This window comes from Xiashengella succiniciproducens (genome assembly GCF_023674465.1).
GTDB classification, from domain to species: domain Bacteria; phylum Bacteroidota; class Bacteroidia; order Bacteroidales; family Marinilabiliaceae; genus Geofilum; species Geofilum succiniciproducens.
Window position 1 is genome coordinate 1,280,807 of sequence record NZ_CP098400.1, and the last position, 19,107, is coordinate 1,299,913.

At 43.7% G+C, this 19,107-nt stretch carries 18 protein-coding genes and 1 pseudogene; 8 read left to right on the forward strand and 11 right to left on the reverse strand.

Annotated elements, in window-relative coordinates:
- Window positions 1–50 precede the first annotated feature (50 nt).
- Together M9189_RS05355 and M9189_RS05360 are read left to right on the forward strand one after the other, a co-directional pair.
- Window positions 51–1,976: a hypothetical protein gene (locus M9189_RS05355; protein WP_250725194.1), complete on the forward strand. Its 1,926-nt coding sequence runs from the start codon at window positions 51–53 to the stop codon at window positions 1,974–1,976.
- Window positions 1,957–2,358 carry a hypothetical protein gene (locus M9189_RS05360; RefSeq protein ID WP_250725196.1) on the forward strand — a complete coding sequence of 134 codons (402 nt, stop codon included), beginning with the start codon at window positions 1,957–1,959 and terminating at the stop codon, window positions 2,356–2,358. Before M9189_RS05355 ends, M9189_RS05360 begins: the two co-directional genes overlap by 20 nt.
- Before the next feature lie 199 nt (window positions 2,359–2,557).
- Here the strand turns inward: M9189_RS05360 and M9189_RS05365 are convergent, their stop codons facing one another.
- Complete coding sequence (locus tag M9189_RS05365) at window positions 2,558–3,943, reverse strand: IS1380 family transposase (protein ID WP_250722148.1); 1,386 nt, start codon at window positions 3,941–3,943, stop codon at window positions 2,558–2,560.
- Window positions 3,944–4,185: 242 nt separating this feature from the next.
- Entirely contained in the window at window positions 4,186–4,401 is a 216-nt protein-coding gene (locus tag M9189_RS12950; protein ID WP_419184193.1) for a hypothetical protein, read from the reverse strand.
- A 251-nt stretch (window positions 4,402–4,652) separates the two neighbouring features.
- Here M9189_RS12950 and istA point away from each other — a divergent pair, with 251 nt between their 5' ends.
- The 6 genes and pseudogenes from istA to M9189_RS05390 all read left to right on the forward strand — a co-directional run bounded on the left by istA (window position 4,653) and on the right by M9189_RS05390 (window position 8,251).
- Complete coding sequence (istA, locus tag M9189_RS05370; RefSeq protein WP_250722186.1) at window positions 4,653–5,549, forward strand: IS21 family transposase; 897 nt, start codon at window positions 4,653–4,655, stop codon at window positions 5,547–5,549.
- Window positions 5,550–5,624: 75 nt separating this feature from the next.
- Window positions 5,625–5,816: pseudogene (locus tag M9189_RS12955) on the forward strand (Mu transposase domain-containing protein); the annotation flags it as partial.
- A gap of 30 nt (window positions 5,817–5,846) precedes the next feature.
- Window positions 5,847–6,200 carry a hypothetical protein gene (locus M9189_RS05375; RefSeq protein ID WP_250722184.1) on the forward strand — a complete coding sequence of 118 codons (354 nt, stop codon included), beginning with the start codon at window positions 5,847–5,849 and terminating at the stop codon, window positions 6,198–6,200.
- A 10-nt stretch (window positions 6,201–6,210) separates the two neighbouring features.
- A complete protein-coding gene (gene istB, locus M9189_RS05380) occupies window positions 6,211–6,948 on the forward strand; it encodes an IS21-like element helper ATPase IstB (protein WP_250722182.1) in 738 nt (245 codons plus the stop codon).
- Between the two features lie 388 nt (window positions 6,949–7,336).
- Window positions 7,337–7,774, forward strand: a complete 438-nt coding sequence (locus M9189_RS05385; RefSeq protein ID WP_250725198.1) for a helix-turn-helix domain-containing protein — start codon at window positions 7,337–7,339, stop codon at window positions 7,772–7,774.
- 18 nt (window positions 7,775–7,792) lie between these two features.
- Window positions 7,793–8,251 carry a protein-export chaperone SecB gene (locus M9189_RS05390; RefSeq protein ID WP_250725199.1) on the forward strand — a complete coding sequence of 153 codons (459 nt, stop codon included), beginning with the start codon at window positions 7,793–7,795 and terminating at the stop codon, window positions 8,249–8,251.
- A gap of 80 nt (window positions 8,252–8,331) precedes the next feature.
- Here the strand turns inward: M9189_RS05390 and M9189_RS05395 are convergent, their stop codons facing one another.
- The 9 genes from M9189_RS05395 to M9189_RS05435 form a co-directional block, all read right to left on the reverse strand.
- A complete protein-coding gene (locus M9189_RS05395; RefSeq protein ID WP_250725201.1) occupies window positions 8,332–9,279 on the reverse strand; it encodes a DUF1574 domain-containing protein in 948 nt (315 codons plus the stop codon).
- Window positions 9,280–9,284: 5 nt separating this feature from the next.
- Entirely contained in the window at window positions 9,285–10,748 is a 1,464-nt protein-coding gene (locus M9189_RS05400; RefSeq protein WP_250725203.1) for an MBOAT family O-acyltransferase, read from the reverse strand.
- Between the two features lie 9 nt (window positions 10,749–10,757).
- Window positions 10,758–11,846: a glycosyltransferase gene (locus M9189_RS05405; RefSeq protein ID WP_250725205.1), complete on the reverse strand. Its 1,089-nt coding sequence runs from the start codon at window positions 11,844–11,846 to the stop codon at window positions 10,758–10,760.
- Window positions 11,847–11,863: 17 nt separating this feature from the next.
- A complete protein-coding gene (locus M9189_RS05410) occupies window positions 11,864–13,117 on the reverse strand; it encodes a glycosyltransferase family 4 protein (RefSeq protein ID WP_250725207.1) in 1,254 nt (417 codons plus the stop codon).
- Between the two features lie 2 nt (window positions 13,118–13,119).
- A complete protein-coding gene (locus M9189_RS05415) occupies window positions 13,120–14,394 on the reverse strand; it encodes a protoporphyrinogen/coproporphyrinogen oxidase (protein WP_250725209.1) in 1,275 nt (424 codons plus the stop codon).
- A gap of 17 nt (window positions 14,395–14,411) precedes the next feature.
- On the reverse strand, window positions 14,412–15,512 hold the full coding sequence (locus M9189_RS05420; RefSeq protein WP_250725210.1) for a glycosyltransferase family 4 protein: 1,101 nt from the start codon (window positions 15,510–15,512) through the stop codon (window positions 14,412–14,414).
- Between the two features lie 61 nt (window positions 15,513–15,573).
- Window positions 15,574–16,854, reverse strand: coding sequence for an O-antigen polymerase (locus M9189_RS05425; protein WP_250725212.1), 1,281 nt, complete (start codon window positions 16,852–16,854; stop codon window positions 15,574–15,576).
- Window positions 16,851–18,014: a glycosyltransferase gene (locus tag M9189_RS05430; protein ID WP_250725214.1), complete on the reverse strand. Its 1,164-nt coding sequence runs from the start codon at window positions 18,012–18,014 to the stop codon at window positions 16,851–16,853. Before M9189_RS05430 ends, M9189_RS05425 begins: the two co-directional genes overlap by 4 nt.
- A complete protein-coding gene (locus M9189_RS05435) occupies window positions 18,014–19,057 on the reverse strand; it encodes a glycosyltransferase (protein ID WP_250725216.1) in 1,044 nt (347 codons plus the stop codon). Before M9189_RS05435 ends, M9189_RS05430 begins: the two co-directional genes overlap by 1 nt.
- Window positions 19,058–19,107: the final 50 nt, after the last annotated feature.

Here is a 19,107-nt window from a genome sequence, read left to right on the forward strand (position 1 = left end):
TGACTTCAGGGAGGAAGGCAATCTCCTTTCTGAGCAAATATATCACCGATATGAACAGAGTTATTCGCACCTACAAACGCAACCGCCCATCTGACGATAACAGCCTGTACCTGTTCTTTGTAGAGTTATCCGATTTGGGCACCAGTCGCAAAGGATTCATGCCCTTAGCGGGTAATTTCGGCTTTATATTTAACTTTAGTGCTTCTGACTTTGACCTGTTGGCCCACGAGTTGGCTCATGGCGCCTTCAACCTTCGCCACACCTTCAGCGATAAAGCCCAGCACTATTTCCCAGTGCAACAAACCGCCAATCTTATGGACTATGCCGGCGGCACCGATCTGTGGAAATACCAATGGGACTTGATTCATAACCCGGAAAGTATACTGTTTGCTTGGGCGCAAGATGAGGATGAGGGGGAATTTAAAGGAAACACACCGATAGAAAAAGTTGTTAATACCATAGAAATGTTAAGGTGTGGTTTTGTTTCAAACAGAAAAGTGAAATTTGAGAAAAACGTTTTCTTTTCGTGGCTAAAAGAATCTGTTACTGTCAGGGATTTCGATGGTTTATATGATGGCAATACATACAAGTATATTCATATTCAACTATTAGATGACAGTAAACTCATAGAGTATCCTGCAGATTTACAATTAGCAGAGTCAGATAGTTATTTTAATTCTTTATTGAAATTGCCCAGAGGTGAAGTGCTAAAACTTGATTTTGGAGGATTAATAATTTTAGTAGATAAAGACAATGCCCAAAACTTATTGGAATATTTAACACCTACTGAGCATCAGTATAAATTGCAACAGCGGCAATTTGTACAATCAATTGCTGATTTTTTTGATAAACAGTTTTATACAAGAGAAAAAGTTATAAATATTTTAAAAGTATCTCCACAATGCCTGTATGAATCATTAACACAAGACCAACGATTAAGTTTATTATCACTGATCAATAACAACAGCAATATTCCTGAAACCGTTGAGAATATTGTTATTGATATAATCCGGACAACCCCGGAAGACCAAATCGAATATCTTTTCAATAATTTATATTCCACCGGATTGTTGGCGTATTTTGATAGAGTAATGAATAACGTTGGGAGTAGTAATGATAATTACACAAGGTTTATCTATGAACTTTTAAAGCTATATTTAGCACGGTTTTCTGATAATTTAGATTGTTTTGAAGCGACGCCATGGGGGCAGTTGAATGTTGATAATCAGGTTCGGAGTTTTGGGAATTTAAATTATGTGTACGAAACGCCATTTTACTGGTGGCAAAAAGGGTGCAAAGTACCAACATGGCGATACGGAACCAGGGGGGTGTTTATTTCTGACCACAACACTTGTGGATATTTTAATAAAGAAAATGTTGAGATAGATCCTTTTGAGCCTGTTGTTATTTATTTTGAGGAGGATTTGTCATTTTATGAATTACCGCCTGAGCTGGAAAGCCGAATCGTGTCAATGCCAGCCTTTGTTTTACCTTGGTTGCGAAACGAGGCATCAAAAAAGGAAGGGATTCGATTAGCAGGTAATGCTATCACAATTGTGTCATCATTTGCAACACTAGGCTCCACTGGCGCAGTAGCTTCAGGAATGCGAGGGACTTTGATTAAAGCCCTAATATATATCAACAAAGTTGATGCGACTATAAAAATACTTCTAACCAACGAGGCCGTAAAAGAAAGTATTAGTAAGATTGGAGATGGGAAAGGTGTAGAGTTTCTTATATTATATGAAGATATTAGTGCTGGGTTGGGTCTTTTTTCACCTACCGTACATGGACTTTTGGAAAAGAAATCTGCAGGAGATATTGCTGCCGATTATGTCTCATTGAGCAATGCATGGGAGTTAATAAAGAATGCTCCTGAAGTGAAGTCTAATTTATCTTCGAAAGAGATTGAAAGCATAACAATGGATATTAATTCAATTTTAGAAATTTTAGAATATGAAGACATTGTTGAATAAGATAGATGTAAAAAGCGCTTTCTGGGATAATGTTTTTCTCTTTGCGAGAATTATTTTAGTTTTAATAATTGGTGCTCATGTTGTTTTAGGAATTAGAATATTGCCTCTTTTTAAAATTGCACAAGGAGAGGTGATTGATGTCGCAAATGAGAAGTATATGCAAACCGTTATTGGTGGTAATGATAGGGCTTATGATTGTATGGCTCTCAGGATTGATTCGTTTAAGCGAAGGATTATTTACAGAAAACCTGAATATGCAGATTTATTTAAATCAGGAGATGAAGTGAAGTTATGGTATTATAGAATGCATGGCGAATATATAATTGTTCAAGCAAAAAGAGGAGACGAAATATTAATAAAACCTAAATTGAGCGATTCGTAATTTCACCTGCCCCCGTCGTCTCACTTGATTTCAAAAAAACGGAAATTTTCTCAGAGGTAGGCTTCTTTCGTGTACTTTTTCAACGAAAATTCAGTTCTGTTTTTCACTCAAACCGAACTTTATCGCATTTTCTATGGGTCTGGACATAAGTCTCCCATTACCACTACGGGTTTACAATCCTGAGGTATGTTGTTCTGCCTTATGCAAACTGAATTTTCGGCGGTGACTGACACCGTTCCCATAACTCTTCAATATTTATCGTTTCATAAATTACTCTGGTGACATTCAGGACAATACTCCTTGCCCTTGAGGTTATCTTGACAGCAAAATCAATAAGCTTTCTTCTGAATGTATTAGGATATACGGTTACCGGAATAACCTCTGCGGTAACATCTTGTTTGTATGCTTCGAAAATAAAGTGTGTAACTACCAGCATAAAATAATAGGCTCTGTTCATTCCAAAGGATTTAAAAGGAAGTTGTTCTCTGGTAGCAAGCTCTTTAATGCTACGATGTATCAACTCGTCGGCTCCTCTTTGGTGTGATTTTCGTATGATGGTATCAGCTTTAAACCACTCATCTCCACCGGATGCCCGAAGCCTTTTGTCAGCGACAGGACAGTTCCCGATATTGGTATAGATGACGCTGTCAGGCTTACCAAATTCCATTACGTACTGCCCGGTATCATCCCGGTGCAATCTGGTAAAAAAGCAACGACGAAACTTGGACCAGGATTTCAACTTGCTGGCAAATTCCGCAAATTGCCAGACTGCTTTATTTTTAGTGATTTTGCCCAAAGTGTCAATGGGTAAAGCCTTTACATATTCAGTAACATCATTGTACAATTTTCCTGTTGTAATGTAATGTATATTAAGCTCTTGCTCGAATATCTCGTACGCTTTCTGATCCGCAAACCCACTATCGGCGCACACCACAATAGGGACTTCTTTGGAGTATCTCTTGCGTATCAGATTTACTATAGAGCGTACCCTGTCGGTGTAATCTGATCCATGATTGGAATGAGCACTTCCTTTTCTAAAGGTCACGTCTATCAGAAACGAGCCCCAGCATATATGAAGTGGCTGAAACCCTTTCTTACGCTTGTAAGTGACCTCGCAACCTTCGCGTTTCGCAGCATCGTCATTATCCAAAACCATGGTGTCAATGCCCAGTTCTATAACTTTGGGTTTGGATATGTGAAGCCTCCAGATAAACAGTTCATTAAGTATCTTATTGAATACCGAGTTTGAAATAACGGACAGCTTCCCAAAAAAACGTTTGACCTGGTGAGAAGAGGCCAATTGGTCGGTCTTGCATTCAAGCAAACATGCATATCCTTCATCCTTTTTACTTTGATCAAAACTGCTTATGGCCATATTTGTGCCATCTATAAAAAATGCAACAATCTGTTTTACAAACTGTTGAAGCTGCAAGCCTTTGCTGTTTCCAGTAAGCAGAGAAGAAACATTACGCGATATTAGCCCATATAAGCCAATTTGCTCAGTGTAGCGAAGAAATAAAGGGAGCCCTCCACGACCAGAAATTTTATTGGTTGTAATGCCGATTTTTGTTATCTTCGTACTCATAAAAGATAGTCTTGTGCACCTAAATGGTGAAGTGTTGTTTTTTTATTTTAATACCTCTAAAATACACATTATCAAGGTTATAAGCAAGCTATCTTTTATTTTTTTTTGTATAAATCGCTCAATATAGGTAAAACATAATAGCATTTTGGCCAATATTGTTTTTGTATTAATGGTCGGTAGCTTTATCGTTGTTCTGTTGGAGTTACTTGTAAAAAAGGTTTTACCAAAACGAGACTGATTATTTATTTTCCAAAAGCCAATTTAGTTCTGACGTTTTGTAACAATCCGTCAAGAGCGTATAATATGTGCTTCTTATCTTCATCCGGAAGGCTCTGAATCTCCACTACTCGTTTAATAATGGAATTATCCAGTTCGACGTTTGTTTTCCCGGTAAGATAGTCAAGAGAAACGCCCAAAGCATCCGCAATTTTGGTTGCAATGTCGATTGAAGGCTTTATCTCATCACGTTCATTGGGTAAAACGGTTCAAAATGTGCCACTAATTTCGGCCAAAATGTGCCACGAACCAAGGCCAGATTTTGGAAAAATCGCAACAGTAATGCCCCTTTCTGTTTCGGTTCGAACTGTGCCAATTATTTCGGTTCGAATTGTGCCATTTTGGAGAGCCGCTTAAGGCTCACGATTACGGTTTGATTTGTGCCAGTTTGAGAGATCAAGTTTAATTTTCTATATCGCCATAAAAAAGCGATATGGCACACATTCTTGATCTAATGGAACTAAAGCAAATTTTAAGGTTGCACATGGATGGCTTAAGTAATCGTCGTATATCTGATACTCTTGGCATTCATCGCAACACTATTAACAGTTATGTAAGTCAGTTTAAGGCTAGTAAGCATGGCATAGAAGAACTCCTAAAGCTATCGGATTATGAACTTGCCCAGTTGTTCCCGGGCCACACCACCATAAAGAATCCTCGCTTTGATGAACTGATGCAGTTCTTCACCAATATGCATGCAGAACCAAATCATCCTGGATTTACGCTACTACATCATTACTCTGAATATAAGTCGTCAGCTAAAGAGCCATACAGTTACACTCAATTTGTCGAGCACTACCGAAGGAAGTACTCTAAAGAGAAGGGCTCGATGAAACTTCCCCATAAGCCCGGTCATGAACTCTACATTGACTTCGCCGGCAAGAAGCTTAAAATAGTTGATAAGCATACCGGGGAAATCCAGGCAGTAGAGGTGTTTGTGGCTATTTTGCCCTGCAGTCAGTACACTTACGTTGAGGCCTGTCCCGACCAAACCATGGAATCCTTAATAAAGTGCACTGCCAATGCCTTGTCATACTTTGGGGGCGTACCCCAGGCCATTGTATCATATAATCTAAAGTCAGCAGTTACTAAAGCCAGTAAATACGAGCCTCGTATCAATCGCTCATTTTTAGATTTTGCGAGTCATTACAACAGCGTAGTAAATCCGGCTCGTGGATATGCCCCGCAGGATAAAGCATTGGTGGAAAATGCCGTAAACTTATCCTACCGGCGAATTTATTCCCCCATACGCAACATGACCTTCTTTTCTCTGGATGACCTCAATAAAGAGATCCAAAAACACCTTGTAGGCTATAATAACATGTTGTAGCAACGACGCTCCTGCAGTAGACGTGAGCTCTTCCAAACATTAGAGCGGCAGCACCTTAAGCCGCTTCCTCCAACGCGATATGAAATAAAAGGATATCGCCGGGCTAAGGTCCAAAAAACTGGATATGTTTATTTCTCTCCGGACAACAATTACTACAGCGTTCCCTATCGTTATATCGGTAAAAGCACTCAAATCCACTATACCGGCTCGAGTGTTGAGGTCTTTTACAATCAACAGCGTATTGCTTCCCACCAAAGAAACCCTTCTCCAGGCGAGTACAACACCGATAAAAGCCACTTGAGTAGCACACACAAAGCCTATCTTGAGTGGAGCCCTGAATTTTTTAAGAACAAGGCACTAAAGCATGGAGTTAACGTCCATGATTTTGTATCCAGTTTGTTTGATAATCAATCTTATCCCGAAGTTATTTACAAGAGAGCCATGGGCGTAATCCAATTGCATCGGATCTATGGTACCGAAAGACTCAACAACGCTTGTAAATTGGCTCTTGATGTCGGCATACACTCCTATGGACGACTTAAAAACATCCTTAAGAATAAACGGGACGTTTTTGTTGAGGAGCCGGATAATCAAAGAGCATCCCATATACCCACTCATAGCAACTTAAGAGGGGCAACTAACTATAAATAAACCAATAAACATGAACAACAATCAAACAGTAGAAAAACTTCGCCATATGCGAATCAATGCTATGGCAGACCTGCATTTACAGCACGTCAAGAATAATCAGTTAGGCACTTTGACTGCGGATGAATACCTGGCCTTACTTACCGATCATGAATGGGAAGAGCGTCAGAATAAGAAAATCAACAGACTTATTAAACATGCCGGGTTCAGACAAAAAGCCACACTCGCAGACATCGATTACAGTGCCACCAGAACGCTTGATAAAAACATGTTCCAACGGCTGGCCACACTTGATTTTATTAAGAGAAACGAGAACGTTATAATAACCGGGTTAACAGGGGTTGGAAAGAGCTTCCTTGCTCAGGCTATTGGCCATCAAGCCTGCATGATGGAATACAAGGTTCTTTACTCAATTACGTCCAGATTATTTAAGCGCCTTAAATTATCAAGGATGGATGGAACATATATGAATGATATTAATAAATTAGCCAAAACGGATGTCCTTATACTAGATGATTTTGGGCTACAAGCTTTTGACAAGCAGGACCGTGAGTCGCTTATGGATATAATAGAAGACAGACACAGTAAGAAAACAACTATTGTGGCTTCACAAATACCAGTCTCGGTTTGGTACGACATTATTGGAGAAGGAACGATTGCAGATGCAATACTCGACCGACTGGTAAACGCCTCTCATCGAATCGACCTAAATGGACCCTCATTAAGAAAGGGGATTTTAGCAAGCGAATAGCATTTTTTTTTGTACTATTGCACCATCTCTCAGACTGGCACATTTTGGCCGAAATGCCTGGCACAAATAACACCGAAATACTCACTCTATTTTGATTTGTGCTGATAACTGGTTGATAAGTACTTGATTAATTGGTCATATTTAGTTAGTTTTCCATTACTCTCGAATTGAATATACGTATTTGAAATAGTGGTATGATACTCTTGTAAATGTTAAAAATGTTAAATGGTTAGCATCTAGTTAACCTATAGCTTAATTTTGCATGAAAAGAAAAGCAGAAGTAATTCTTTCCTCAAAAGATGGCAGACGTAACATTGCGATCGATCAAGATAATCATGAATCAATCATGAAATTTCTGAAAGAAGATTGATTAAAAAAGTGGCAGGTTATGAGTACGAAATTGAATAAGCCTAATAATCTAAAGGAGAAGTTTGATGCACTCTTTAACAGTATCCCTGAAAAGGACAAACTTGATATTGATGCTAAGGTGTTGATGTTCCGCTTTTTAGAAATAGTAGAAGAGGAACGTGAGAAGAGGGACATGAACAGAAAGGATCTGGCTGATATTTTGGGAGTTAGACCTGCTTTTGTCTCACAGCTTTTTAATGGGAACAAACTTCTGAACCTTGTTCATATGGCAAAACTTCAAAAGGCATTTGGATTTGAATTTGAAGTTAGAAATGGAAATGCGAAAGTTCAGATAGATGACTTCATTCCAAAAGGAGATGGTAAGGGTGTTTGGGTATATAAACCATTTGCTAAACCTGACTATGAGAAAAAAGAGGTGTTGCCTGAGACAGGAGAGTGTTTTAACATAGTTGCATAAGATTTTATGTAGTTGAGTATGGAAGCGAAAGAATCTCCAATTAAGCTTTTAAGGTTTGTTGTTTTGGGCATGGAATTTAGGTTTATTCCTCCTTCAAAGCAGAATAAATCTAAATCACCTGATTTTTTCTTTCAAGACTATGCAATTGACATCGATTTCTCACATAGTGCAGTGGATGAGGAGCAATTCTTCGTATTTGCAAAGATTGGGGTGAATAATTCTAGTAGACCAAAACACGGTTACAAAATATTTATTGAGGGAGGAGCATCATTTTCAATTCCAAAACAAGCAGATCTGGATGAAAACATTACTAAAAACCTTAAGTATTTTTCTTCAGTTAATATAGTAATAGGTTATTTGAGGGCAGCAATCAACACTCTGACTGCCTCTGCACCTTTGGGGCCATATTTATTACCACCAATAGATATGCAGGATTTGATCAAGCGTAAATCTCAGAGCCCATCTGAAAGAGAATAGTTAGTATTGTTTGTTTTCACCTGAAGGATAAGTCTTCCTTAGGTGTTTAACTAATTCATACGAAATTCTCTGCAAAGAAATTATAGTGCAAGCCAATAATCTTTCAATAATTTAATCAACTCCCGGTTGAAGGCCTCCACGCCGAGTTGATTCAGGTGGTGTGCGTCGTAAAAATGGAGGGAATCGTTGAGTAACATAAGGTCGTTGAAGTTGTAATAGCGACCATGGTTCTGCATCAGACTGTCGAAGACTGCCGTGTTTTTATAATTGCGGTAATGCCCCGGAGGAATCGGAGCCATAACCAAAAGCACTTCGGCGCCCGCATCCTTCAGCATTTCCAGATTTTGTGCAAAGGCACGCAACTGTTTGGACCGCCAGGTCCACTCGCGGGATGAGGTGTCCCGCACCGTTTTGTAATGCTGTAGTTCCATCTCTACGTAGCCCCTTGGCACATAGGTGTCCGGCCCCTTTACCGCTTCTTCAATATAAGTCGATTTTTGACCAGTCCAGTCGGACCACAAAGCCGGCACCAGTGTGTTGAAGACTTTCAAACCCGGTGTTTTTAGTACCATTGTCCAGGCGTAGCGATCCACCACATCGTTCGACAAGATATCTGTTGAGGATTCCACGCCATCCGTAGCAAAAGTACCGGGATACACCTCATAAATTACCAGCTTGGGACGGAGTGATTGCAGGTAGCGTTGTAACAGCACCTGCGTTTGCAGGTGCGATTGAGAACTTGAGCCCAAATTGAAAACCCTCCAGCCTTCCGCCTCAAACAGACGGGTGTCAAATCCGCGGTAGGTATGCGAAGAACCCAAAAAAAGCAATTCCACCTGCCCGCTTTCACGAACCTCCTTTAAGCGTGAATGCATGTGGCCGTAAGAGCCCATCCTGAAATTTATGTTGCGCTTTAAAGGATCAGGTGCCCAGTTGGCTGTAATAAGCAGCAGGACCAAGTAGGCCGGAATGGCAAAAGCTGCAAACAGCAAACCCTTTTTAAGCAAATTCAGTATTTCTTTGTTCATGGCTCCTAAAACTGAAAGTAAATGAACGGCGTTTCATTGGTTTGGGCAAACACGCCCAACATAAAAATAAGTAAGGCATAAAAGAGCCAGCGCAAAAAGCGGGGTTGGCTGCTTAGAGTTGCCCCAATGGCATATTGTTCCTTGCGCCCGAACCACTCAATCAAGATAAAAAAGCCCAATAGAAAGAATAAGACAAAGGGATGCATGGCCGAGCCCAGAAAATGCGCGCCCTTTGGCACTGTAAACAGCGAGGTGGAAAAAATCCCCTTTAGGTAGGCCATGGCATGCGCCATGTCCTCTGCCCGGAAAAAAACCCAGGCCAATACCGTAAGGGCAAAAGTGCTGGCCATTTGCCAGATTTCTCTTAAGGAAGGCAGGATGCGGTTTTCTGCTACCGGACCCAAGTGTGTGCGGTTTTTACGCGCCAGTAATAAAGGCAAAAAGTACAGCGCGTTGAGCGCACCCCATACGATGAAAGTCCAGTTGGCCCCATGCCAAAAGCCGCTCACCACAAAAATGATGAAGGTGTTGCGCACCTTCATAGCCAGACTGCCCCTGCTGCCGCCCAAGGGAATGTACAGGTAGTCGCGGAACCAGGTGCTCAACGAAATGTGCCAGCGCCGCCAAAATTCCGCCATGTCGCGCGAGAAGTAGGGGAAGGCAAAGTTCTGCATCAAGGAAAAGCCAAACAAGCGCGCCGTACCAATGGCAATGTCCGAGTAGCCCGAGAAATCCCCGTAGATTTGAAAGGCAAAGAACACCGCACCCAAAAACAGCACACTGCCCGGGTAGTCGGCCGGAGTGTTGAAAAACATATTGGCAAACTCGGCAGCGTTGTCGGCAATCACCACCTTTTTGAATAAGCCCCAAAGAATCTGTCGCAAGCCATCTACCGCCTTGCTGTACTCGAAAGTGCGCCTGGCATAAAACTGCGGCAGCAAATTGCTGGCCCGCTCAATAGGACCCGCCACCAGCTGCGGAAAAAAGCTCACAAAGGCAGCAAAGGCAATAAAGTCGCGTGTAGGCTCCAGCTTCCGCTTGTACACATCAATGGAATAGCTCAAGGTCTGGAAGGTGTAAAAACTGATGCCCACCGGCAGGATAATGTTCAGGGAGTTGGGACTGATGTCCCTGCCAAAGAAAGAAAAGGCCTCAATAAAGTTGTCCAGAAAAAAGTTGTAGTACTTAAAAAAGCCCAGGAAGCCCAGGTTAACCCCGATGCTGGTCCACAACAATACCCGCCGCTTCAACAGATTTTCCTGCTTGCTCAGGCCCAGGCCCACCAAATAGTCGACCAGCGTACTGAACAGGATCAGCGACAGAAAGCGCCAGTCCCACCATCCATAAAACACATAGCTGGCCACCACAATCAGCAAGTTCTGCAGTTTTAAATTACGTGCCGTAACAAACCAATAGAGTACAAACACTATGGGTAGAAAGAGGGCGAAGTCGAGGGAGTTGAAGAGCATAAGTTCTTGTTATTTCTCCAACATGGCTCTGTAGAGCTTGTATTGCAATTCGGCAATGTGGTTGAGGTTGTAATTCTGATTTACAAAGGCAGCCGCTTTTTGGCCCCAGTTATTAAGGTCCCCCGAGGATAGTTTTGCAGCCTGATTGAGCCCCTTTAGAATGGTGGCCTCTTCAGGCGTTATGGCAATGGCCAATTCTGCTTGCAGGGCTTCCGGAAAATTGCAGCCCGGAGTCATCAGAGGAATCAGTCCATATTGCATGGCTTCGAGTAGACTGGTGGGGAAGCCTTCGCTGAAGCTGGGCAACAGGTAAAAGTGGCTGCGTTGCAACAGGACTTCTTTATCTTCGCCATAGACTGCACCAACATATTGGATGTTGGTCGCTCCGGAGGAGGCAAGCAGAGCTTTTAATTCGGGTAGTTCGCCATCGTCGGGACCCGCAATTGTGAGTAGGTAAAGGTTGTTGTTTGCGAGGCTGCTCTTGAGCCAGGCTTGCACCATGGGTAAGAGGCCCTTTTTGTGGTGTAGGCGTGCCATAAAAAGGAAATGGCGTGGACTGGTGGGTTTTTCAAGGAGTGGTTGATGAAGCGACGGAATGCCGTTGGGAATCAATGCTACTTTGGCGGAGAGCATTTTTTGGAGGTTGTTAAATTCTGGGGTGCCTACCGCCCTAATGACATCTGCCTTAGCAAGCAAGCGCCGCTCTAGCAACGAAAAGTAGAGCCACTTTTTAAACCGCTTTTGCTGCATGCTCCAGGGTTCCAGCATGCCGTGCGGAACCATTATCCATTTGTAACCCATTCTGTGCAGGGCATGGCCCCAGCGGGTGGGGAACTGCCAGCAACCGTGACTCACTATAAGGGTGTTGGCAGGGGAGAAATTCCCTTCCAATAGTGCCTGCTTCAAACTGGTGGGAGAGAGGATGCTGAAAGCACGTTTTTGTACCGAAGGCAATTCCGGTTCTTTTTCCAAGGCCGGATACCATACATAGGAAAGACAGTTGTATTGTTCTTCCAGCGTAGGAGCCGTTGCCAGCGCCGCATTCCAGATACCAAAGTTGACCGGACTCAGATTGTCGATTAGGTTTATGATGCGCATGGAGCAGAGAATAAGGGTTATATCAAATCTTCACGAAGTAACATGGCTTCCAGTCGCTGACTGTAAGTCTGCCATGAATAGTTTTCAGCCGCTTTGCGTGCTGCCTTGCGCATCTGCATATAGCTGTCGCTATCCATATTGCGTATTTTTATTATTGCCTTTTCAATAGCTCTGGCATCTCTGATGGGAATAATAAAGCCATTTGATCCATTATTGATGAGTTCCGGACCAATAGAGTGCGGGGTTGTTATCACCGGCAGGCCGGCTGCCATTGCTTCCACAATAACCAAACCGAAACCCTCAAAGATAGTCGGCAGCAACAAAACATCGTACTGGTTGTATCTTTTGAATAACTCGGTCTGTGAAATAGGATTGTGGTAGTGCATCAATCTAAGGTAAGGTTGTATTAAACTTGTATTACCCTGTATTCCACCTATGAAATGAAATTCTACTTCTTTGGCTAACACATGTTGCTTTAGCGCGACCATAGCTTCCAACAAATAGCTGAGTCCTTTGCGCTGCGTAAGTGTTCCAGCATAAAGTACCCGTAAAGGCCTTTGCGGAAAGTCTGATACATCAGATTCCAAATATGGGACATGCTCAATGTCGCAGCCCAGGGGCAGGATATCAATCTTCTCAGCAGCAATACCGACCTCAAGTAATGTATTTTTGGTAAACTCCGAGGCTGCCAAAACCTTGGTAGCTAAATGCGGTTCCTCCTCCAAGCGTTTTTGATATGCAGCCGGAAATATCAGATTATCAATGGTCTCTGCCCACTTTGGTTGAAGACGGGCTTCCTCACCCAAAATCCGTTGAGCTGCAGTAACGTGAGCCGTGGCCAATTCGCACCAAGCCTCCATGCCCAGTACATGGGCTGTCTTTAAGCTGGAGTGACAGCTTCCCTGAAAACCCCAAAAGACTTTGGCTCCATGATGTCGTTTTAATCGTGCAGCCACATACGCATCAAACTGTTCGTCCCTACGGTAAACGGCACGTTGCGCCCGTGGTGATTTGCCTTCTTTCAATCGCCAAAACACCTCTGGCAGCTCAAAACGCCAGTTGGCACTTACTTTACTGCCCCCTAAACCCTTTACAAATCGACGTGTCCAATATTGGTCGTTGCGGCTGATCAGCCATTGTTGTAACTTTTTGTTGGTAATGTAGCTGCTGGTGTAAAAGCGATCGAGCATACCCAGTGCATCCAAGGCCCGGGCCACCTGATAGCTGTGCTGCTTGCCGCTGTGCGATAAAACAATCTTAGCCTTGCACATGTCTAAGCCTTTTGCTGAATGTCGGCCACCACTTCCATAGCCCGTTCCATGGCCTTATCCATATTGTAGTATTCCCATTCGGCAAACCTGCCGGCAAGGTGAAGATTCTCCTCGCGCAGCCCATCCCTTACCGCTGCAATTCGTTGACGGTCGCCCCGGTACTGAATCACATAAGAATTAGGCTCAAAGTTGTGGTCGATTACTTTCATATTTCCCGGCAGGCGTTTCAATGTCGCCTTCATTGACTCAAGGCTGGTCTTTCCTGAAAACTCAACTGTGCAAGATGGACGACTTCCTACAGGGTGGTTGGTGGGACTGAAATTGCCGGTGTAAATAATGCGGTGGGCCGGAAGGTCGCCATCAGGTAAGTATATCCAGGAATGTTCTGTTGGGTCAGTTTCGCACAACAGGTTACTGGTACCGTTAGAGCGCAAGTCTTTTAATGCTTCCACGCCCGAAAGCAGACCAGCATCCAGCCCCTGAAGCATAGCGTGGAGCTTACGCAGATCACCTGTAAAAACCACCTGCTGCGCCATCCATTGACCATTGACCACCCAGCTATCGGAGAAACGCTCCAGTGTCTCGACCTGCACACCTGTATTCAGTTGCAAGCCTTCAGCCAGACGGTCGACAATAAACTGAGAGCCCCTATTGCGCGGATAATAAAAGCTGCTGTGCACCATATTCGCCTCCTCCTTACGCAGAATGTTGCTCATAATAATCTCCCGACTGTTGGGCATCGGCAACTTGCCCTCCAGCCACGGCAAATCCACCCGACTCAAGTCGGTCTTCCAAATCTTGTGGTTGTATGGCTTAAAATACAGCTCGTACAAAGTCGGACCAAAATTCCCCAACAGAAAAGCCTCAAAGTTGGGGTAGGACATGGGCTCCCGTTTCCCTTGCTGCTCCAGATTGAGCAGCTCCCCAAATATCTTACGGATGGTGGCTTCATCCAGCAGGTAGAGATAATTCTCGATGGGATAGCCCAGCAACTGGTCCCTTAAAAAAATGCCCGACTTGCGGCGGGCACTCAAAAACTCCTCATCGCGCACAAACTGGTCCCAAAACCAGTCGGCCACCCCCTGCACCTTGGTATTAAAAACGTGGCCCCCTACACGGTGAAACAAGTGACCATCAACCACGTCACATTTTACCAGTCCCCCCGGTTTGGACGCCCGCTCCAAAACAATGTTGTCGATGCCTTTTTGTGTAAGCATACGGGCCACCGAAAGGCCACTGATGCCTGCACCAATTATCAGCGTGTGCGTATTCTGCATAGGTTTTATCTGAACAATTACTTTGCGCTAAGATAAGAAAAATAGGAGAGGTAAACCTTGTCGGCCCACGTTGCGGGTGTAAATGCCTGGATGATTTGTCGGGACGAAGCGCCCATTTGAGAAAGCTGGTCGGGAGAAGTGGCAGCTAACAGGTTTAAACAGCGCACACAATCGGCCACGCTGTTGTGGTTGAAAGACCAGCCGTTTTCAGGAGTAAGTAAGTCGGGCAAAGCACCGACCGCGTCGGACAGAATAATGGGCAACCCTGCGGCCATGGCCTCATTGACCACCAAGCCCCAAGGCTCAAAACTGCTGGGAAGAATGAAACAAGTGGCCGCTGCATACATGTCCGGTAAGTCACCATAGGGCAACCAGTCGTCCAGCAACACATCGCTGTCCCCAATTTGTTGACTTAAGTTTTCTTTAAGTGGACCGCCCCCTACAATACGCAGTTGCCAGGTGTAGGCCAGGTGCGACTGCTTAAAGGCATCGATCAGTAAGCCCAGATTTTTCTCCGGTGCATGCCGCGCCACACACAAAAGTTGCGGCTTGGCGCTGGCTGCAGCCTCTGATTTTCTATGGGCAAAATGCTGATTGTCCACCACACTGTAGCCCTCGATGATGCGCTTGGCAGGAAATCCTAAGCGCTGCGAAAAATGAGCGGCCGCCCTTTTCCCCGATACAAAGCAGACATCTGCCGTTGCGCTAATCAGTAAACCCTTAGCCCAATCTACCAGTCTGTTGCCCGCATACCACGATTCAGCAAACATCAATACCTGAAGTCCCTTCAGTCGGGCCCAGAGCAACATCAGTATATAGGCCGGCCGACCATAACCGGGAATACAAACGTGCGTTATGTTTTGCTCCTTCACCAGTTGCCGAAAAGCAGAAAAGGCCTCCCAGGCCCCTACCTCTTCCACCGGCTTAGCTACCAGGCAAAAGTACTTATCGCTCTGCCTGGTATTTTCCCATTGGTAAAGTCCATCACCCATGCCGTAGTCCGCCGCCAGACAGTTGTCCGCACCAACCAGTTGACTCAGCGCCTGCCAGCGGGCGCGGTGATAGTCGCCCATGCGGTCCCAAAGGAGGAGGAGATTATTACCTGAATGGCTTTGCATAATCATTAATTTTCTGATAGCTTTAAATGGTAATGAGCAATAGGAAATATACACTTATTTCCTATTGTAGACCTAACTTCTTCAAATGCCTGTTATACAAATAAATCATAATGAAAACAGGCCAGTAGCTCATGCCAATAAAGGCAACAATACCGGGTAAGTCACCGCCTCTAAGAATTGGAATGAAGGACGCCAAGATAATACCTTTTATCAACCAATAGAGGTCAGAATTGTAGCGTGCTGCCATTCGAAACAATTTAACGAAAAGCCAGCCATAAAGTACTGAAAATATAATAATTCCCCAAAAGCCACCTTCACCATAAAAGGTTCCATAAATAGTCTGGGAAATCCCGACAGTTCCTTTCTCTAATTGGTTTAGCCCCAGTTTGTTTGCGTATCCGCCCAGTGGCTTACCCGGCCAGATTGCTCGTGGAATAGGCCGCATCAGTATTTCAAGGTGCTCGCCACCATAATGATAGTTAAGATGTTCCGGATAAACATCCAATACCATCATAAAGCCGTCCAGCATATTTTGGTCTTCGCGACTCTCTGTCCGTGCAGAAGCCAATTCCCATTGTTGACTTATTGAGAGATTGCTGACATCCGTTTTTCGCATCACCCCGGCTAACGAAAAGAAGAAAAGAACCAGCATTCCACCTGCAATGTAGTACTTTATCTTTCGTTTGGTGTTATAGTCTTTCGTTACTAATACACCAATGGAGACCATCCAGGATAAAAATTGAAAACGCTGACCGGGGTGATATGATTGTATGATGGCATATATCATCAAACCCAGATATAAAAGTTTTACACCAGTATCTTCTTGCCAGGTGTAGGAACGAAAAACTAAGTAAGCCAATAAAACAAATCCACCTACAGCCATTGGTAGTAATAAAAAATAGCTTTGACCAAGTGCAATTGAGCCTCCTATCAAAGGACGAGTAATGGTATATAGAAATATGTAGAAAATAAACAGGCCAAGGATTAGGCTTTTGTGCTGTTTAATAAATGCGGTAAAAACCTCATTATTATCTACCTGCCAGCGGGGCCATTGCACTTTCCTGTTGAAGATGCGGTAACTGAGCACAAGGATAACTGTCCCCATGGCAAAAAGGAACATCGCCTCCATGGCCTTCTCGTCGGTCATTGGAGAAAAAATGTTTCTTGTGTAGGCCACCCGCACCCATTCTGCCTTGCCTTCAGCTACGGCTAAGTACCTCTGGATGCCTGTGAAATAGAAAAAGGCTACCGGCAGCAACAAAAACTCATCGTTGTATTTGAAGTAGTGCCAAACGGCAACGGCCAGCAAGATCCAGAAGGCGATTTGGTAATATTGAATCATTGCAGGGGCAAAGTTTTTATTAAAGATGTAACCAAAGCCGTTTGATTCTCCCAAGCAGCAGAAGCGAAATAGCCCTCCCAGTCTGCCTGGATGTCCTGCGGGTGAATTTTATTTAGTAACTCAGATAGTGCACTGGCACTATCTGCGGGAATGGTCCAGCCCAAATTGTATTGTTCCACTGTCTGGGTAAGTGCATTCTCCAATTTCCCTGTGATAACAGGGGTTTTTAAAGGGGCAACCTGATTTAAAATTCCGCTTTGGGCATGAAAGCTGGCTGCATAATAGAGCAACACAATGTCAGCACTCTGTAATGCTGCTGTCATTTCTTCTTCGGTAAGGTACTTTTCAATCCAAAGCAGCTGTTTATCAACGCCCCATTTTGTGGCAAGTTCTTTTAACGCACGCACGGAATAGGTGCTGTTGGCCGGACTCCCGGCTATAATCAAACCTATATTTGTTTTTCCCTTAAGGGCTTCAAATGCCAGCTCGTAATTTTTTTCCGCTCTGATGTGTCCGGGAATTATAAGAATAGGTCCGCCGAATGCCTGTTTCCAAGTGGATAGTTGGTTCCTTAGTATCTCATCGGGTTTTGCCGGAGCATACAGTCCATGTTCCACCTTCTGGAAAAGTGTTTTGGTGTTTTTGTAGTAAGTCCGCTCGGGTAAGCTGCCATGGTAAAGGCCAATGTGCATAAGGCGCATCATATTTTTCATGCACCAGGCAGAAAATTGCGGTGAGGGTGGATAGCCATCCCGATCTGCATCGTGCAGGAAAACACCAAACCAATACTTTTTTAAAAATAAGCGAAAGAGTGGGGCCCACAATGGAGCGCTGGTCTGTTCAAAATCATTGAGCAGGACAAAAGTCCTGCTCATGTTGTCGGTGTTGTGCCTTTTCAGGTATTGGAACAGAAGCCAGGGATTGACGAACTGGCGCCAAAGAAAATGCCATTTCTTTCCTTGTTTGTTGTCGGGCAGTAGTATTTTTTCTACTCCATCCTTTGAACTTCCATATTCCGCATTTCTTGGGAGTAGAAGTGAAACTTTATTTACGCCTTTGGTTTGCCGATAGGCTTTAAATAACTCAATGGCATATTTGTAGCATCCTCCGTGTGCGGAGGACTCATAGATGACGATGTTTACTTGCTTATGGCGGCCCATTAGTTGTCTGATTCAGGTCTATGGAGTGTTTGCCATAAAGCGACTCGTCCTGCAATCTTCGCGGGGTCTTTTGTGCTTAAGCCTTTGATGTAGCCTTTTAGGTACTGAATACGGCTTAATTCGAGTTGCCACAAGGCATTTAAAAACACTTTGAAATTGTATTTGGTCGATTTGAGTTGTGACCAGTTTTTAAAGGCATTTTTATAGGAGCGAAGTCCTGGAAATAGCAGGATGATGGTAAATAGGATGTACCAGGGAGCAAAACCCAAAACAATCAGCGATAATAAGAGGATAAGAAGGACAAACATACTATAGCGAAGTACCGTTTCTATTAGATTGCTCCAGAAATTTCGATAGTTGATTTTACTTTCTCCATCGCCCAGCCCGTAGCGATAAGCTTCTTTTGCGAAGGCTTTATTTGACTTATGCCTGCCCCAATACACATAAGGCTTTTCAACGAGAGCATATCTGTATTTCTTGCGTTTAATCAGCTTCCAGAAAATGGTGTCGTCGGCAGCCAGTGTGAGCCATTCGGGATAACCACCAATTTCTTCCCAGACCTGCTTTTTGTAGGCAATGGAACGACTTGAAACGGAAAAAAAATCGTCCAAAACAATGGGGTAGCCGTTCTGAAGAATGAAATCCGACTTTGCCGGGAGTGAAGTCACATTTTTTTCAATGACACTAAAGGCCCCGCCCACAACTTGAAGGGTTTTGTCCTCCTCAAAAGGTCGAATCAAACTTTGAAGCCATTCCGGATGAAACCTACAGCCAAAATCGGTGCTGACAATGAGATCATATTTTGCTGCCTTTATCGCTATATTTCTGCCTCTTGCAACATTACAGCCTTCTTCTTTCAGCAGTACAATGGGGACTGCTGATTGCTGCTGCCATTCGGTTAGTATTTCCCAAGAATTGTCACTACTACCTGCATCGGTTATTATGATTTCAGCTGGCTTAATGGTTTGTGCCTCCAGGTCAGCAATAGTTTGCCGTAGGCGTTTAGCTTCGTTGAAAATGGTGGAGACTAAGGAGAAGTGCATGACTTTAACTCAATAATATAAATGCTTGATTATAAATTTCCTTTTTTGAG